This window comes from Metaplanococcus flavidus, assembly GCF_042675885.1.
In the GTDB taxonomy this organism is placed as follows: Bacteria; Bacillota; Bacilli; order Bacillales_A; family Planococcaceae; genus Planococcus; species Planococcus flavidus.
The window spans coordinates 93,634-105,701 of the sequence record NZ_JBHTKI010000020.1; the positions used below are offsets into that span (position 1 = coordinate 93,634).

General features: G+C 47.2%; 15 protein-coding genes. 6 read left to right on the forward strand and 9 right to left on the reverse strand.

Features of this window, described 5'->3' with window-relative positions; translation table 11 throughout:
• The first annotated feature begins 74 nt into the window (after nt 1–74).
• Together ACFQ1X_RS13005 and ACFQ1X_RS13010 are read left to right on the forward strand one after the other, a co-directional pair.
• Nucleotides 75–1,103 (forward strand): NADP-dependent oxidoreductase, encoded by a 1,029-nt coding sequence (locus ACFQ1X_RS13005; protein WP_144840742.1) that lies wholly within the window; start codon nt 75–77, stop codon nt 1,101–1,103.
• A gap of 256 nt (nt 1,104–1,359) precedes the next feature.
• On the forward strand, nt 1,360–1,539 hold the full coding sequence (locus ACFQ1X_RS13010; RefSeq protein WP_144840743.1) for a hypothetical protein: 180 nt from the start codon (nt 1,360–1,362) through the stop codon (nt 1,537–1,539).
• A 128-nt stretch (nt 1,540–1,667) separates the two neighbouring features.
• Here ACFQ1X_RS13010 and ACFQ1X_RS13015 read toward each other — a convergent pair whose 3' ends face one another.
• From ACFQ1X_RS13015 to ACFQ1X_RS13025, 3 genes are read right to left on the reverse strand one after another with little or no spacing between them, the layout of a single operon-like run.
• Complete coding sequence (locus ACFQ1X_RS13015; RefSeq protein WP_144840797.1) at nt 1,668–2,219, reverse strand: DUF1697 domain-containing protein; 552 nt, start codon at nt 2,217–2,219, stop codon at nt 1,668–1,670.
• A 23-nt stretch (nt 2,220–2,242) separates the two neighbouring features.
• Entirely contained in the window at nt 2,243–3,031 is a 789-nt protein-coding gene (locus ACFQ1X_RS13020; RefSeq protein ID WP_144840744.1) for a class I SAM-dependent methyltransferase, read from the reverse strand.
• Nucleotides 3,032–3,088: 57 nt separating this feature from the next.
• Nucleotides 3,089–3,685 carry a TetR/AcrR family transcriptional regulator gene (locus ACFQ1X_RS13025; RefSeq protein WP_144840745.1) on the reverse strand — a complete coding sequence of 199 codons (597 nt, stop codon included), beginning with the start codon at nt 3,683–3,685 and terminating at the stop codon, nt 3,089–3,091.
• Between the two features lie 161 nt (nt 3,686–3,846).
• On the opposite strand from ACFQ1X_RS13025, the gene ACFQ1X_RS13030 reads away from it, so the two are divergent.
• The gene (locus ACFQ1X_RS13030) at nt 3,847–4,629 is read left to right on the forward strand and encodes an SDR family oxidoreductase (RefSeq protein WP_144840746.1); all 783 of its coding nucleotides are present in this window, start codon (nt 3,847–3,849) and stop codon (nt 4,627–4,629) included.
• A 63-nt stretch (nt 4,630–4,692) separates the two neighbouring features.
• On the opposite strand, the gene ACFQ1X_RS13035 is transcribed toward ACFQ1X_RS13030, so the two are convergent.
• From ACFQ1X_RS13035 to ACFQ1X_RS13055, 5 genes are all read right to left on the reverse strand, one after another.
• Complete coding sequence (locus ACFQ1X_RS13035; protein WP_144840747.1) at nt 4,693–4,914, reverse strand: hypothetical protein; 222 nt, start codon at nt 4,912–4,914, stop codon at nt 4,693–4,695.
• Nucleotides 4,915–4,994: 80 nt separating this feature from the next.
• Nucleotides 4,995–6,005, reverse strand: a complete 1,011-nt coding sequence (locus ACFQ1X_RS13040; protein ID WP_144840748.1) for an SPFH domain-containing protein — start codon at nt 6,003–6,005, stop codon at nt 4,995–4,997.
• A 33-nt stretch (nt 6,006–6,038) separates the two neighbouring features.
• The gene (locus ACFQ1X_RS13045; protein ID WP_144840749.1) at nt 6,039–6,818 is read right to left on the reverse strand and encodes a TPM domain-containing protein; all 780 of its coding nucleotides are present in this window, start codon (nt 6,816–6,818) and stop codon (nt 6,039–6,041) included.
• Nucleotides 6,815–7,843: a TFIIB-type zinc ribbon-containing protein gene (locus tag ACFQ1X_RS13050; RefSeq protein ID WP_144840750.1), complete on the reverse strand. Its 1,029-nt coding sequence runs from the start codon at nt 7,841–7,843 to the stop codon at nt 6,815–6,817. The genes ACFQ1X_RS13045 and ACFQ1X_RS13050 overlap by 4 nt, the downstream gene beginning before the upstream one ends.
• A gap of 48 nt (nt 7,844–7,891) precedes the next feature.
• On the reverse strand, nt 7,892–8,608 hold the full coding sequence (locus ACFQ1X_RS13055) for a PspA/IM30 family protein (RefSeq protein WP_144840751.1): 717 nt from the start codon (nt 8,606–8,608) through the stop codon (nt 7,892–7,894).
• Between the two features lie 424 nt (nt 8,609–9,032).
• On the opposite strand from ACFQ1X_RS13055, the gene ACFQ1X_RS13060 reads away from it, so the two are divergent.
• The 3 genes from ACFQ1X_RS13060 (at nt 9,033) to ACFQ1X_RS13070 (ending at nt 11,502) form a co-directional block, all read left to right on the forward strand.
• Nucleotides 9,033–9,611 carry a DUF4256 domain-containing protein gene (locus ACFQ1X_RS13060; protein WP_144840752.1) on the forward strand — a complete coding sequence of 193 codons (579 nt, stop codon included), beginning with the start codon at nt 9,033–9,035 and terminating at the stop codon, nt 9,609–9,611.
• Nucleotides 9,612–9,880: 269 nt separating this feature from the next.
• Complete coding sequence (locus ACFQ1X_RS13065; RefSeq protein ID WP_144840753.1) at nt 9,881–11,053, forward strand: DUF2157 domain-containing protein; 1,173 nt, start codon at nt 9,881–9,883, stop codon at nt 11,051–11,053.
• Nucleotides 11,050–11,502, forward strand: coding sequence for a GDYXXLXY domain-containing protein (locus tag ACFQ1X_RS13070; protein WP_144840754.1), 453 nt, complete (start codon nt 11,050–11,052; stop codon nt 11,500–11,502). The genes ACFQ1X_RS13065 and ACFQ1X_RS13070 overlap by 4 nt, the downstream gene beginning before the upstream one ends.
• A gap of 84 nt (nt 11,503–11,586) precedes the next feature.
• Here the strand turns inward: ACFQ1X_RS13070 and ACFQ1X_RS13075 are convergent, their stop codons facing one another.
• Nucleotides 11,587–11,958 carry an iron chaperone gene (locus ACFQ1X_RS13075; RefSeq protein ID WP_144840755.1) on the reverse strand — a complete coding sequence of 124 codons (372 nt, stop codon included), beginning with the start codon at nt 11,956–11,958 and terminating at the stop codon, nt 11,587–11,589.
• Nucleotides 11,959–12,068 lie beyond the last annotated feature (110 nt).

Here is a 12,068-nt window from a genome sequence, read left to right on the forward strand (position 1 = left end):
CGGGCTGTTATTTTTGATTCCATTCTTTTACAATGGTACGCTTTTTTCGAATATAACTTTGAGGAGGAATTTACATGATACCGAAAACATATAAAGAGATCCATTTGGCGAATCGTCCGGAAGGTACGCCGGCCAACGAAGATTTCGCTTTTGTCGAAAAGGAGATAGCGTCACCCGGAGAAGGCGAAGTGCTTCTGAAAACCTTGTACCTGTCGGTCGATCCCTATATGCGCGGCCGCATGAGAGATGTGAAATCCTACGTTGCACCGTTCGAATTGAATAAAGCGATTTCCGGTGGCGTACTGGCGGAAGTGGTTGAATCGAACTCCGAACTGCTCCAAAAAGGCGACATCGTCAACGGCACGCTGAAATGGGCGGAATACACGATTGCAAAAGCAGACAAAGTACAAAAGGTCGATCCGACGATTGCGCCAATCACAACACGACTCGGCATTCTCGGCTTGACCGGTCTCACCGCCTATTTTGGGTTACTGGATATCGGTAAGCCTCAACCGGGTGAAACCGTCGTCGTTTCCGGTGCAGCTGGAGCAGTTGGTTCCGTCGTCGGACAGATCGCCAAACTGAAAGGGGCGCGCGCAGTCGGCATCGCCGGTTCACAGGAGAAAATCGACTACCTGATCAATGAACTTGGCTTCGATGCCGCCGTGAATTATAAATCAGACAGCTTTAAAGAAGATTTAAAGAATGCGTTGCCGGATGGCGTCGATGTCTATTTTGACAATGTCGGCGGTGAAGTGTCGGACGAGGTGATTTTTCAGTTGAACAATAGTGCACGCGTTGTCCTGTGCGGCACAATTTCTTCCTATAACAAACCAGGTGGCGACATCGGCCCGCGCATCCAGTGGAAATTCATCACGACAAGCTCGATGATGAAAGGCTTCACTCTCGGCGATTACGCTTCTGACTTTAAAACAGGAGCAGCTGATCTTGGCAAATGGCTGCAGGAAGGAAAATTGAAATACGAAGAAACGATTGTCGAAGGCTTCGAAAACACACCGAAAGCATTTTTCGGGTTATTCGAAGGCTCAAATCTCGGCAAACAATTGGTAAAAGTCGCTGACCCTGAGTTCGCGAAACTGTAACTTCAATTTCTTAGGAGCCCCCGCAATAGCGGGGGCTCCTTCCTTTATGCCCCAACTTTCTTCGCAAAAAGATTTAATTTTGTAAGACAATAACTCCTTTATTTTCCATCAAATGATTAAAGAAGAAAGACAAGGCAGGTAAATTCGTTAAGTATTAGGTATGATTTCGATGTTTGGAGAAGTAAAATTGTTTCACATCCTTTCCGCCCGGGTATTTTAACAATGTACAAAAAACCATTGAAAGGATGATTAACCAATGGCTTTTAAAGACAAGTTCAACAAGGTAAAAGATAAAGTGACGAAAAAAGGCGAAACTCATCTTGACGAACATGGCAATGAGTACAAAGAAAAAGGCACAGATTATGTCAATGAAAATAAAGGCGACTGGAAAGACCGCGTGACAGGTTCAGGTGATGAAACAAAAGAAAACAAATAATTGCAGCCCAATGCCATTGAAGCAATAACATTTCGCTGTAAAATAAAAATTAAACCCGCACCCTGTTCGACAGGTTGCGGGTTTTCTGATCTTTGACATGAAGGCAGTCCTTCAAGGTTATGTTTCTTTTATTGTCCGTCTTCCATCTCCCCCATCAAACCGAGCAGCTTCCTCACCGTGTTGACATTGCGGATCGTCACCAGCTTGTATATCGGCGTTCCCACCACTTTCGACATGCCGCTCCTAGTGACTTGGTCTTTATCAACTGACCACAGAATTGCACCCTGAACATATTTCACCCGGTCGATTTCCGCCTTGATCACCAGCCGATCCAGTACAGTGTCGTCGTCCGCTTCCGCCCACAAAAACCATACGTCGCTTTTCATATCGCTGTCATTTGACCAGTTGGAGGGAATGTTTCCGGCAATACGCCGGAAATCATCGAAGCTGTATACGAGGACTTTTATGCTCAGATCGAAATGGCCGGTGATCGCCCGTTCCAAAATGGCAGGCAGTTCTTCTTTTCTTCGGTGGCTGTCCGCAAAAATGATATTCCCGGAATTGATGTATGTTTTGACTAAAGACATTCCTGCCTCTTCAAAAACACCTTTCAACTCTTTCATATCCACTTTATTTTTCCCGCCTACATTGATTCGGCGCAAGAGCGCAATATAAATCAGAACGACCACTCCCCACTGGGTTTTTATTCCGCCACCAGCACTACACTGTCCAAACTTTCGACCTCATCTCCATCAAGGAGTGCATAAAGACTATTCGCCAGCGACTGAATCCGCGGCGGAGTGCTGGTGAATTCAGGACGGACACTTTCTGCGTAATCCACTTCCCATGCACCGTCCTGCAAATAACCGGCATCTACGACGGCTGTTCGCTTCACCCTCCACCCCGCTTCCTCAAGCATTGATTTGAGTTGAAGCGAATCGTATACATGCTGGATATTGCCGGTATTGTCAACAAATTCGCTGTACAGCGCAAGAATTGCTGTGGCCGCAAAATGTTGCCGCTGCCCCATTCGGGTAAAATTGAAATCCCATTCCGCAATGCAAATTCGCTGTGCCATGCCGCGCAACTTTTTCAAATAACTCAATAATTCCTCGGGGTTGCGGAAATACCAGGAGCAGTGGGAAAGAATCGCCACATCAAATTTTTCTTCCTGTAAATCGAGCAGATCAGTCTCAAGTTTAAATGTAACCCGTTTGCCGAGAGGCGAAGCGGCAATTGTTTCAGTAGCTTCCCCGAGTGTAATCGGTGCGCCGTAAGACGGATCTGCGATATCCACCGCCAACACATGTCCGTTTTCACCGACAGCATCCGCCAGTGCGACAGTTGTATCTCCCTGGCCACAGCCCACTTCAAGAATGCGCATGCCTGGTTCCAGTTGAAACGCCTTCACGAGAGACAGCCGGTGCTTCAGCTGCGTACGCTGAATGGTGTCTTCACCGATAATTTTCATACTTTCCAATAAATGATCCATGTTATCCCTCTATTCGTTTTAAAATAAACCCTGGACATCCTGACAGCAATCCTTGTTTCATTCAACTTGAAAACCGACAGCAAACACTTGCAGAATAGAAATCAGTTGAGCTGTAATTTCCCGTGGCGACTCGCAATAGCCGTTTCTTGCCCAGTCAAGGATCAGTCCTGCCGTTCCATGGGCCATGTACAGCTTGAACTTCTTGGAATTGAGGTCACGGCCCCCTTGTGCCATCAGGGTGAATTGCTCATCCAGTAATTCGAAAACTGCCTGCGGCAAATCCTGATACAATCCGGGAATTGTATCTTCCATCAAATACAGATTGAAAAAGGACCGATTGTCGTAGATGAATGAAATCAACTCGAATGAATTTGTATCCAGCGACTTTGTTTCGATGATTTTCCCGGACTCATACCGCTCCATACTTTTTCTTTTGATCTGTTCGAACATTTCCTGTTTCAGTTCATCGGTAAGATGCGGTTTGTCTAAATAATGGAGGTAGAACGTTGCGCGGTTATACTGGGCACGCTGAACGATATCCGTCACTGACACATGGCTGTATCCTTTTTCATTGATCAGCTCGGTGAATGCCTGCTTGAAATGCTGTTTGGTCCTCCAGGCTTGCGGGGAAAGCTTTTCTTTATTTTGCTCCATATTTTTCTCCTCCAAAATCGACACATTCCCAAAAGCTGTCGATTAACTCGACAAAACTGGTTTTTCTACTGATTGAGGCATTTTCTGCCTGGGTATACACTGGAATAGAAGCTTTTATTTCAGTTTAGCATAACCATAGAAGAGGAGAGGAGAGATGATCAATGATTAATTACACAGACAAAGTCGTCATCATTACAGGTGGAGGATCAGGGCTCGGACGTGCAGCTGCATTTTCCATCGCCAAACAGGGCGGCAAGCTCGTTCTTGTCGACATGAACAAAGAGGGTCTGGAAGAAAGCAAAAACGAAATCCTGGCTTCAGTGCCGGATGCCCAAATCGAAACTGTCGAAGCCAATGTAACGAATGAAGAAGAAGTGAAAAACTACATCGACTTCACAGTCGAAAAATTCGGCAAAATTGACGGGTTCTTCAATAACGCGGGCATTGAAGGAAAACAGAACCTGACAGAGGAATACGGCTCCAATGAATTCGAAAAAGTTATCAATGTTAACTTGAACGGCGTTTTCTACGGGATGAAATACGCCCTGAAAGTCATGAAAGAACAAGGATATGGCTCCATCGTCAACACGGCATCAGTCGGCGGCATCCGTGGCGTCGGCAACCAGTCCGGCTACGCAGCAAGCAAGCACGGCGTTGTCGGATTGACCCGCAACTCAGGAGTTGAGTACGGCGAGTTTGGCATCAGCATCAACGCCATTGCACCAGGCGCAATCATGACGCCGATGGTCGAAGGCTCGCTGCGCCAAATCGGCGGCGAAGACTGGGAATCAGTTGGCAAGGAATTTGTCAGCGTCAACCCGATGAAACGCTTCGGTAAACCGGAAGAAGTCGGCAACCTTGTCGCATTCCTGCTGTCGGATGCTGCGAAATTCATCAATGCATCTGTCATTCCAATCGACGGCGGCCAATCGTATAAATATTGAGCACAAAAAAAAGGCGATGCCTCCACCCAAAATGGGTTGGAGGCATCGCCTTTTATAATGTTCCTATTCATTTTCACGGGCATTATTCGGTCGTTCATCAGCTACTTTTTTAGAATACTCTTTTGCCTCTTCCTGTTGATCCCTGCCTTTTTCTTCACCATAGGCAGTGGCTTCGTTATCACCGTCAAAAGCATCTTTCGCTTTGTTGATGGCTTTATCAATCCCGGATTCCCGTGCACCTACCTGCTTTTCGGGTGTTCGACCCGCTGTACCTTTTCTGGCCATTATAAATCCCTCCTGGTAAAAATCATTTACTCACAGTTTACCCGGTGATACGGATTCTACACCTGTTCTCATATCTCAGCTTACGCCAGTTTCTGTCCGCAGTTCGGACAGAATTTGGCGCCGGCGACTTTCTCACCGCAATTCGGACAGAAATTCGGGGCTTTGCCACCACTGGATTGGGGCTGATTGCCTGATCCAGCAGCTGACTTGGAATCTGCAGTTTCCTTCCCAGCCTTCTCCTCGCCGCCACTTGAATCTTTCTGGTCCTCCATCATCTCTTTCGCGATGTTCATGCCCATCATCATGCCGGCCATGTCGGATGCGGTATTCGATCCGGATGATTTGCCCATCGCATCGGCAACGGACATTTGCTGGTATTTCGAAATATCGCCAACCATGCCGTGAGATGCATTTTTATTGATCATCTCCTGGATTTCATTCGGATAATTAAAGCTCATGATCTGGAAGCCGGTGATTTTCATGCCGTCGTCCATGATCTGCATGTCAAGATCATCCTGGATGCCTTTTCCGATGTCGTGGGCGTTGGCCTGAAGATTGAACATATCCTTGCCTTCTTTAGGAATCCATTTCATCAGCAATTGATCCAGCACAGCGGTGATGCGGATTTTCACATCGTCGACGGTATAGCTCGTACGCACTCCGGCAATTTTGTCGATGAGGTTGATGTAGTCATTGACCTTGAATTGGAAAGTCCCATTCGCCCGGATCGGCATGCCGCCGGGAAGCCCCGGAGCAGGGATATTGATCGGATTTTGGGTACCCCAGCGGACGACGAATTCCTTCGTGTTGACGAACAGCACTTCGACCCGCATGCCGCTGTTGAAGCCGAAGCGGAATCCTTTCAATGTCGAAAGGAATGGGACGATTTCGGATGCGATGTCGTATTCACCGTCTTCTTCAAAAATGCCTTCAATTTTGCCGTTATTGAGGAAAATCGCATCCTGTCCGGGGCGAATGATCAGGCGACTGCCTTTTTTGACTTCCTTATTGGCCCATTTGTAAAAAATCATATCATCGCGGAATTCTTCCCATTCCACAACATCTGCAAATTGATTGCCGAAAAACACCATTTTGTTCAGTCCTTCCTTTATATCAATAAACCCTTAAAATCCTCTGCCGCCTCCACTGAAGGAACGGCCACCACCGGTCATGCCGCCGCCTCCGAAACCACCGCCGCTATTATTGTTTTTGGGGATTTTGCGTCTGGTGACGGTTTTATTGCGGAAGCGATCGGAATCTCTCGTAACTCGTGTATGGTCACGGTCGATGTAAGTTGCCGGCGTCGTTGTGTTACGGCCGCCGGAATTATAGAGCATCGATCCGACAACAACACCGCCAAGCAGCAGTGCCGCCGCTATATGAAACCAAGTCTGGAGAAAAATACTCTCGGGATTGACGCCCGGACGATATTCCATATAACGGACAGCGTTAGATGCCATTTCCCGAAATGCATCTCCGTACTCCCCTGCCGCCATATAGGGCGCTGACTGGTCGATTACCAGTTCGGCACGTTCATTGTCGAGGCGGGTTTCCGCCGTTCCAAACCCGGCCACGTAAAATTCGCGGCTGCCCATATCAATCGTCATCACAACTGCGTTCTCCTGACCGCTTGTGTCTGCTATCTCGTCAAAAAAATCACCCATATACGTTTCAATGGGCCGGCCACCCGTGCTGTCTGTCGTCAGCAACAAAAAATCCGCTCCCTGTTCCCGGCTTTTTTCTGCCGCATATGTTTCTAAATCACTGATTTCTCCCTCACTCAGCAACCCCGCCTCGTCGTAGATACGCTGTTCGATTTGGGCAAAAGCTGTGCTTCCAGTCACCAGCAGGAATATGAATATCAATAAAGCTGCAAAGACTGATTTTAAATTGTTTACCCTCACCAAAGAACACCTCCCACCATATAGGAGATGGCTTTTAAGACCGCGAATGTTGAAACAGCGATGCCGGTGAACCAGGCGGCCACCTTGCCGCCGCTGATCGGCGGCTTGCCGACCACTTTGCCGGTCTGTCCGTTCATCGCAAAAGTATGTTCTTTATTTTCAAAATCGTAATAAACCATCCATACCGGAAATAAGGTGTAATACACTTTTTTCTTATTGGCATTAATTTGTTTATTCGTGTAGCTGACTGTGGAATAACCGGTCACCGTGCTGCCGATGTAGGAATCGATATAGGGTACGATTTTCGATTGCACACGGGAAAACAGTTCATCATCATCGTAATCGTACTTCTCGGCCAGGAAGCCGGCAAGATAAGGCATGCGAAAATCCTTTAAATCGCTGTAATCATATGGTTCAAGCTTATCCATCAGCGCATCGTCCATTTTTTCGGAAGCATCCGCCGGTACTTTGAGATAGCTCAAATCGATTTCACGGTAGACATCGTAGAAATCGGTTTCGGTAATCACGGTGTCACCTTGCTGGTAGGTGCGCACACGTGTGCCGATTGCCGCCACCTCGGCATTTCCGTCAATGTCATAGAGCCAAAAAGGCACGTACATACCCGTCATTTTCTTGATGCGGTCGCCGTTCATAAAACCTCGCGGCGTCAACCGTCCATTTTTCGTCCATTTCCGGAAAGCCGCAACTGCTTCCTCTTTGCTGATCGTGAACGGTATGACTTTCGCCGGCGCGAGGTCACCCGTCAACCGATCTGAAAGCAGCACCGGCGCACCGCAAAAACTGCAATGGGTTGCGGTCGTTTCAGCTTCTGTCAATAACACGGCTCCGCAATTTTCACAATGATATTCCCTTGCTTCTTCAGGAGCGAATTTCTGCAGGATATTCTCCTCGGGAAACGTTTCAATATCATCCTGTCGCCCGCAGTTCGGACAGCTTAAGTGACCGGAAGTGGCATCGAACGCCATATCCGATCCACAATTCGGGCATTTATAATGAATGACCAACCCGTCCGCCTCCCTTCAGCGCAAAATTTCTCGTCCTGTTGTCAGACATTATTCGCCTTTATTGACCTGGGATTTCAGCGCTGCCAGTTCTTCATCGACATTGGTACCAGATTGCATCGATTCCAGCTCGTCCTCCACATTCGAATCGCTATCGTATTTTTTCGCCAGATCCTGGACAGAGTCTCTTGAACTTCTGTTCAGCTCGGACATGGCATTCGCTTCATCCAGTTGCTGGTTGATTTTCTGTTCCATTGCATCAAACGCCGAAATCCGTTCACCGGCTCCACCCATCGAAGAATTGAAATCGTTCATGCGGCTCTGCGTTTTCGCGACAGAAGCCTTCCCTTTCAGCTCAGCGCGGCGAGATTCAAGTTCACCGATATCTTCTTCCAGCTTATCGTGCATCTGGCGCATCTGTTGTGTATTGGCCGCTGCCATATCAACCGTAGTATAAAGGCCCTGTTCGCGCTCCGTGAGTTCCGCTTTTCGCTGCAGGAATTTACGGGCATCGTCTTCGTTACCGGATTCAAGTGCCTTGACTGCATATCGCTGCATATCGTCTATTTCTTTTTGCACATCCGCCAGTTCGCGGCGTTCGCGCTTTTCAGCTGCCATGATGGCTGCTGTTTCCGATTTCACTTTTCCGAGATCGCTATTCAAATCACGCAAATATTGATCGATCATTTTCTCCGGATCTTCTGCCTGGTCCAGCATCGCGTGAATATTGCTTGTCATAATATCTCTGAAGCGTTTTAAGATTTCCATCATCATTCTCCTCATCGATTTTATTCCCGCTGGGCGGGGATTCATTAGTAAAGACCAAGTACCCTTTCCCGCCAGGCACTAACCCTGACAATCTTTTCAGCGGATGAATGCGGCAATCTCCTTCTATATAAAGAACTTCTTCATGTCGCAGGAATTTCCTGCATTCGATGAACTGCTCATTTTACGGATTCTATGCTTTACGTCTCAGAAGATATCTTTAATAATCCGAAACACCCTTTGGGAATAAAAAGCAGCAACTCGCCAGCTTCCACTAAAAGGTCGATTACCCACCAGCGATCTCTTTTCTTTCGGATTTCCTTCGCCATCCTACTCACCAGCCTTAGTCATTTTTCAACTTTACGTTTTGTTAATACAAAAGGTTTCTTTATTTCAAATATATGCATAAACTAAGAATAAATCATTTATTGAGGAGGAAAACAAGATGCCGAAAAAGGAAATGTCTTCTGAGCAGAGAGAGGAATTGCTCGGCAAACTGAAAGTGCGTTTCAATAAGAATATGAATCGCCACGAAAGTGTTGAATGGGAGAAAGTCCTGGAAAAACTGGAAGCGAATCCAGCCCAACTATGGTCACTGTTTCAAATGGAAGAAACGGGTGGCGAGCCCGATGTTGTGGTTTTGGAGCCGCATATTGGCCAGGTTGTTTTTTATGATTGTTCGCCTGAAACGCCAAAAGGCCGCCGCAGCCTTTGCTATGACCGGGCAGCCTGGGAAGCGCGAAAAAAATTCAAACCGGATAACACCGTCTTGGACATGGCAGCTGAGATGGGCATCGAAGTCATTTCAGAAGATGAATATCGTGCACTCCACACGTTTGGTGAGTTTGACCGCAAAACATCGACTTGGGTGCTGACACCTGAAAACATCCGCGAACACGGCGGCGCGATTTTCTGCGATTACCGTTATGGACAGGTTTTCACCTACCATAACGGGGCAGATTCCTATTATGCGAGCAGAGGGTTCCGGGGGAATCTGCGGGTCTGATATATAAAGAAATACCGAAGACAGACTGATGGTTCATGCTGTAATTATTCTTTAAAACAAGATTTGCTAAGCCAATTGACTCAAAATCAATTGGTTTTTCGATTGCAAAAAAGATGATTTTCTCCTGTCCCAATCCCTTTCACATCACAAAAACAAGTCCATTTCCTCTGTATCCACAGTATAAGAACTTCCGCCATTTGCCCTATCTAAAATCTATCTATTCAGTCAACAGAGGATTATAATGAAGGTAATATTGAGGAGGTGCCATGATGGATCTGGAACGGAAATTAAATCAATGGCGCAAGGAAGGGGTGCTCGATCAGACGGCTATCGAGCGCATTAAAGCGTTTGAGAAAGGCCAACCCCAAAAGAGAAAAATTCCGTTACTATTGCTCATTGGACTGATTTTCTTCTCGTTGGCGGTGTTCAGCTTTATCGCCGCCAACTGGCAGGCCATACCCGATTTATTGAAAATCGCTTTGGTTGTTGGACTCATGTGGATTTTCTATGTGCTCGCCTATTTTTCCGAAAAGAAATATTTCGGACATCCGGTCATCTTCAGGCTTCTCGGTCTGGCGATGTTCGGCGCAAGCATCCTGGTAACAGCGCAGACTTTCCATTTCACCCTCTCTAATTCAGTGCTTCCCTGGGCTATTTTTATCGCTGCCATTGCACATTATTTCATGTGGCGCCATCTTGCCTATACAATCATTGCTTTCTTCTTTGGTGCCAATACGCTCACGTCATTTCTGCCGTTTACGGGTTGGATCGAGTGGAGCATATTCGTTGCGGTAGCGCTTGCCTGGTTCTATTTCAGCAAAGACAATGCGCCAAAAGTCTTGAGCTGGATCCTGCTGTTCTTCTCTGGCCTGCTGCTGTGGGATCTCGTCACATACGACAGCCCGTTTTGGCCGATTTGGACACTCTTTGTCCTAATTCTCCTGCTGTTTATCGTCCCTGCTGATAAACAGCGTCTGCTGTCGCCGCTTTATCTGATCTTTGGCGCTGTCATGCTCATCGTCTATCTGGCACTTCGCGGTGAGACGGAGCTGTCGCTTGTCGACTTGAACTGGCCGGAGTCAATCGCCCTCGCCGTTGCCGGTCTTGCAGTGCTGGCACTGACTTTCCTGAAATTCAGGAACATTATGTGGATTTCCGTTCTCGGTGCGATGGGCTTTCTGCTGTTTGATGAGACAGCCATTGCACTGGCGATTATCGCGGAACTCAGCGCTTTGGCGTACCTGGTTCTTGCACAGCGGAAAAATAAACCACTGGCTCCCGGTTTCGTCTACTTTGTGATTGTCCAATTTGTTATTTATGTCATCTACGCCTGGCAACGTCTTGATATGTCGCTGTTCTTCCTCATTGGCGCACTTCTATTATTTGCTTTATCGGGTTCCGGCTGGTGGCTGAACCGCAGGAAAGAAGGTGCAGCAACATGAAATGGAAAGCCTGGTTATTGCCGATTTTTTTAACCCTATTCATCGTGGTCCTGGTCGCAGCTTTTTATGCCGCATCCTGGTTCGGGGAACAATACACGTTGCGGGCAGAACCTTTTGATCCGTTCGATCCTTTTTACGGAGAATACGTCATGCTGCAATATCCGGATTTGGATTCGCATAGCAGTTCTTTTGAAGGGCCTATTTATTTCACCTTGAAAGATGGTCCAGATGGTTTTGCCGTTATTGATCGGATTAATGACGAACCGTTCTTCGGCGCAATCAGCGGGTCTTCATTTGGAAACCGGGTCACTGCACCGCAGCTCGAACAATTCTATGTCGAACAGGGGCAGGGACCTGAATTGGAACAAGCCGTTGACCTTCAGGTGACTGTCGATGTTGCCCCATGGGGATTTATTCGTCCCATCAGTCTTGAAGAGCGAGAAGAATAAAATATAGGTGGAAATGTAGACAACCCAAAACAGAACCGCCGGCTTCTCTTCAGAGAGCCGGCGGTTCTGTTTTTACATTTATTCTTATTCACGCCAAAACGTCGTGCAGTCTGCCTTGTCCGAAATATTGAAGTCAATCATTTTTTCAAGCAGATTATAATCCAACTGCTTTTTCCATGGTATGCGGAATAATTCCTTCGTGTGATTGTAACCGGCCTGCTCAATATCGGTTTCAAAACGGGTCATCGCCGCCTGTTCCGGGGCTACTGACATATGTTCCTTCGCGACACTGAAACCGATGATATATGTGCCATGATCTGTGAACATCGGCTGATTCCATTTGATGGCCGGTTCAAGATGCGGGTAAGTTTTTGCTGTCCACGCCAAAACTTCTTCTGTGCGGTCACGCTGGCTCGGATCGTCAATTCCCTGCAGAAATTCCTCGAAAATTTTCATGGTTTCCCTCCTGCTGTCAGATTTTATGCACCTTCAAATCTTTCATTCTTTATACAAGCCTGCCATTCACGATTGAATGATTACAGCCGACGCATCACGTTGCCGGACAA